Annotated in this window: 3 protein-coding genes and 1 pseudogene; 3 read left to right on the forward strand and 1 reads right to left on the reverse strand. The window is 46.4% G+C overall.

What is annotated here, in order from left to right; translation table 11 throughout:
- The 3 genes and pseudogenes from C1T29_RS01415 to C1T29_RS24620 all read left to right on the forward strand — a co-directional run.
- Positions 1-361, forward strand: a pseudogene (locus C1T29_RS01415) (phosphoglucosamine mutase); the annotation flags it as partial.
- Positions 362-802: 441 nt separating this feature from the next.
- Positions 803-2,605, forward strand: a complete 1,803-nt coding sequence (gene glmS / locus C1T29_RS01420; protein ID WP_023857686.1) for a glutamine--fructose-6-phosphate transaminase (isomerizing) — start codon at positions 803-805, stop codon at positions 2,603-2,605.
- 149 nt (positions 2,606-2,754) lie between these two features.
- The gene (locus C1T29_RS24620) at positions 2,755-2,913 is read left to right on the forward strand and encodes a hypothetical protein (RefSeq protein WP_230368300.1); all 159 of its coding nucleotides are present in this window, start codon (positions 2,755-2,757) and stop codon (positions 2,911-2,913) included.
- Positions 2,914-3,213: 300 nt separating this feature from the next.
- Here the strand turns inward: C1T29_RS24620 and C1T29_RS24625 are convergent.
- The coding region (locus C1T29_RS24625; RefSeq protein WP_231516531.1) for an ABC-2 transporter permease at positions 3,214-3,430 on the reverse strand (217 nt) is incomplete at its 5' end.

Raw genomic sequence — 3,430 nt, forward strand, 5'->3', positions numbered from 1 at the left:
TGTGATTTTCCTTGATTACAATACAACATGCTACGGACTGCTTTCTGCGATCATGCTGATGAACACGATCAAAATGACAGGTAAGTCTTTGTCAGAGCTTGCGGCAGAGATGCAGAAGTTTCCGCAGCTCCTCTTGAACGTGAAAGTAACCGATAAACATAAAGTAGCGGAGAACGAAAAGGTAAAAGCGGTCATCGAAGAGGTTGAGAAGGAAATGAACGGGGACGGCCGCATCCTTGTGCGCCCGTCCGGCACCGAGCCGCTTGTCCGTGTTATGGCTGAGGCGAAAACGAAGGAGCTTTGCGAGAAATACGTAGGCCGCATTGCAGATGTCGTGAAAGCTGAAATGGGAGCGGAGTGATTTTCCGCAGAAGACTGACGAACGAGACATGCTGATTTGACATAAGATAAAGGGAACCGTTCAATCTTGGAAAAAATGTGAACCATTTTGAAAAATGTTTGACGGTTCCTTTAGTGTATAGTAAAATCAGCTTGTCTTGTTTAATTTAAAAGGAAAGGCAGGGCAGAACCATTTTTTATAGTTATAGCGCCCGGACTAAGCGTGCGGATGAAACAGCTTAGTTGACGAGGATGGAGGTTTATCGAATTTTCGGCGGATGCCTCCCGGCTGACCACAAGATCACAGCCGCAAGGATTTCCTCAAACCAAAGAGGCGACTCTTTGAACAAAGGGAAATCGCATGATCTTCCATAAAAAACATGTAGGAGGGGACGAAGAATGTCCCCGCCTGATAAGCAGACTTTCTTCGTCTCCTGCCTGCGACCTTAGGAGGAAGAAAATTATGTGTGGTATTGTAGGTTATATTGGCCAGCTTGATGCAAAGGAAATTTTACTTAAAGGTTTAGAAAAGCTGGAGTATCGCGGCTACGATTCAGCTGGAATCGCTGTAGCGAACGAAGACGGCGTACACGTGTTTAAAGAAAAAGGACGGATTGCCGATCTTCGCGAAGTCGTTGATGCAAATGTGATATCGCAAGCGGGAATCGGACACACACGCTGGGCGACTCACGGGGAACCGAGCCGTCTAAACGCTCACCCGCATCAAAGCGCATCAGGCCGATTTACACTTGTTCATAACGGCGTCATCGAAAACTATGTTCAGCTGACGCGCGAATATTTACAAGATGTAACCCTTAAAAGTGATACGGATACAGAGGTTGTCGTTCAAGTGATCGAGCAATTCGTCAATAACGGTCTTGACACGGAAGAAGCGTTCCGCCAAACGCTTATGCTGCTCAAAGGCTCTTATGCGATTGCATTATTCGATCATGAAAACAAAGAAACAATCTATGTTGCGAAAAATAAAAGCCCGCTTCTTGTCGGCCTTGGAGACAATTTCAATGTGATCGCGTCTGACGCGATGGCGATGCTTCAAGTGACAAACGAATACGTGGAGCTTATGGATAAAGAAATGGTGATTGTCACAGACAAAAAAGTTGTGATTAAAAACCTTGACGGAGAATTGATGTCACGTGCCTCATATATTGCAGAGCTTGATGCGAGCGATATCGAAAAAGGCACATACCCTCACTACATGTTAAAAGAAATCGATGAGCAGCCGCTTGTCATGCGGAAAATCATTCAGACGTACCAAGATGAAAACGGCAAGCTTTCCATTCCTGGAGACATTGCAAATGCTGTTGCAGAAGCGGATCGCGTCTATATCATCGCCTGCGGAACGAGCTATCATGCCGGTCTTGTCGGCAAACAATTTATCGAAACATGGGCGAAAGTTCCGGCTGAAGTCCATGTCGCAAGCGAATTCTCTTACAATATGCCATTGCTTTCTGAGAAGCCGCTGTTTATCTTTATTTCTCAAAGCGGAGAAACGGCTGACAGCCGCGCGGTTCTCGTACAGGTGAAAAAGCTCGGACACAAAGCGCTGACATTGACCAACGTACCGGGATCCACGCTTTCCCGTGAAGCGGACTACACGCTTTTACTGAATGCCGGCCCGGAAATCGCGGTAGCGTCAACAAAAGCATATACGGCGCAAATCGCAGTTCTCGCTATTTTGGCAGCTGTAACTGCGGAAACCCGCGGCAAAGCACTCGGCTTTGATCTTGTTAAAGAGCTCGGCATCATCGGAAACGCGATGGAAGCCCTTTGCGACCAGAAAGACGAAATGGAAATGATCGCGCGCGAATATTTGACAGTAACACGCAATGCTTTCTTCATCGGCCGCGGCCTCGACTATTTCGTCTGCCTCGAAGGATCCCTGAAGCTGAAAGAGATTTCTTACATTCAAGCTGAAGGCTTCGCCGGCGGTGAATTGAAGCACGGTACAATCGCATTGATCGAAGACGGCACACCAGTCATTGCCCTTGCGACACAGGAGCACGTCAACTTAAGCATCCGCGGAAACGTCAAAGAAGTGACAGCCCGCGGCGCCAACCCTTGCGTGATCTCCTTGAAAGGCCTGGAAGAAGCAGACGACCGCTTCGTCCTGCCTGAAGTGCATCCGGAGCTCGCACCGCTCGTCTCCGTCATCCCGCTGCAGCTAATCGCATACTACGCAGCGCTGCACCGCGGCTGTGATGTTGATAAGCCAAGAAACTTGGCGAAGAGTGTGACGGTGGAGTAAGGCGACGTTTGAAATAATAGTTTGTACCCCTCTTGGATTAGATGATCCGGAGGGGTATTTTTGTGTTTGAAAGAGAAATAAGTCTTATCAAAAATTGAACTCTGGTAGTCTGAAAGTGCGCTAGATTATAATTGAAAGGATGTGTAACCATGAACAACGAGACGTACATTGAAGTCAACAGAACATCGCAGTTGATGAATAAAATGAGAAAATTCTCAGTGCTGATTGATGGTGTCGAGGCTGGGAAATCAAAGATGGCGGGGGGCTGCGAATTGATTTGGAGCCTGGCGAACATGAGATCCAAGTGAAAATTGATTGGTGTGTAAGCCAAGCTTTGAGGTTTACGTTAGATGAAGGAGAAGCTTTAAAGTTTAGATGCGGAAGTCCGGTTCGTGGATGGAAGATGTTCTTCGGACTTTTTTATGTATTGGCCGATCCAGAGAAGTATTCGTTTATTGAGCAGGAATAGGCGGTTGCAAGCAGCTTTGGTCTGCATCATCGCCATCATACGCTGCACCGTAACAACCTGACGAAAAGTGTGACGGTGCAGTTTTTTATCCGCAGATGAACATGAAGCGGTGTCAATGAAAGAAAAAGCCTCATCCTTTTTAAAACACCTTATTTCTATAAATCCGAATCGACAGAAGCCATGAACATCCGTACAGCGTAATAATTGATATGGCAACGATCAGATATAGCAGAGCATTTTGTAAGGTTAGAAGCATGTGAATCAACTCTCTAATTTGATCGTTCAAATTTTGGACAACAAAATTAACCGTTAGCATATACAAGCCAAATGCAACAATAGAAGCAGTCAACAAATAG

The sequence above is a fragment of the Bacillus sp. MBGLi79 genome (genome assembly GCF_002953915.1).

What these genes read in the sequence shown, in the direction of transcription:
- glmS (WP_023857686.1), top strand. Translation starts at nt 803, where the DNA reads ATGTGTGGTATTGTAGGTTATATTGGCCAGCTTGATGCAAAGGAAATT.
- C1T29_RS24620 (WP_230368300.1), top strand. Translation starts at nt 2,755, where the DNA reads ATGAACAACGAGACGTACATTGAAGTCAACAGAACATCGCAGTTGATG.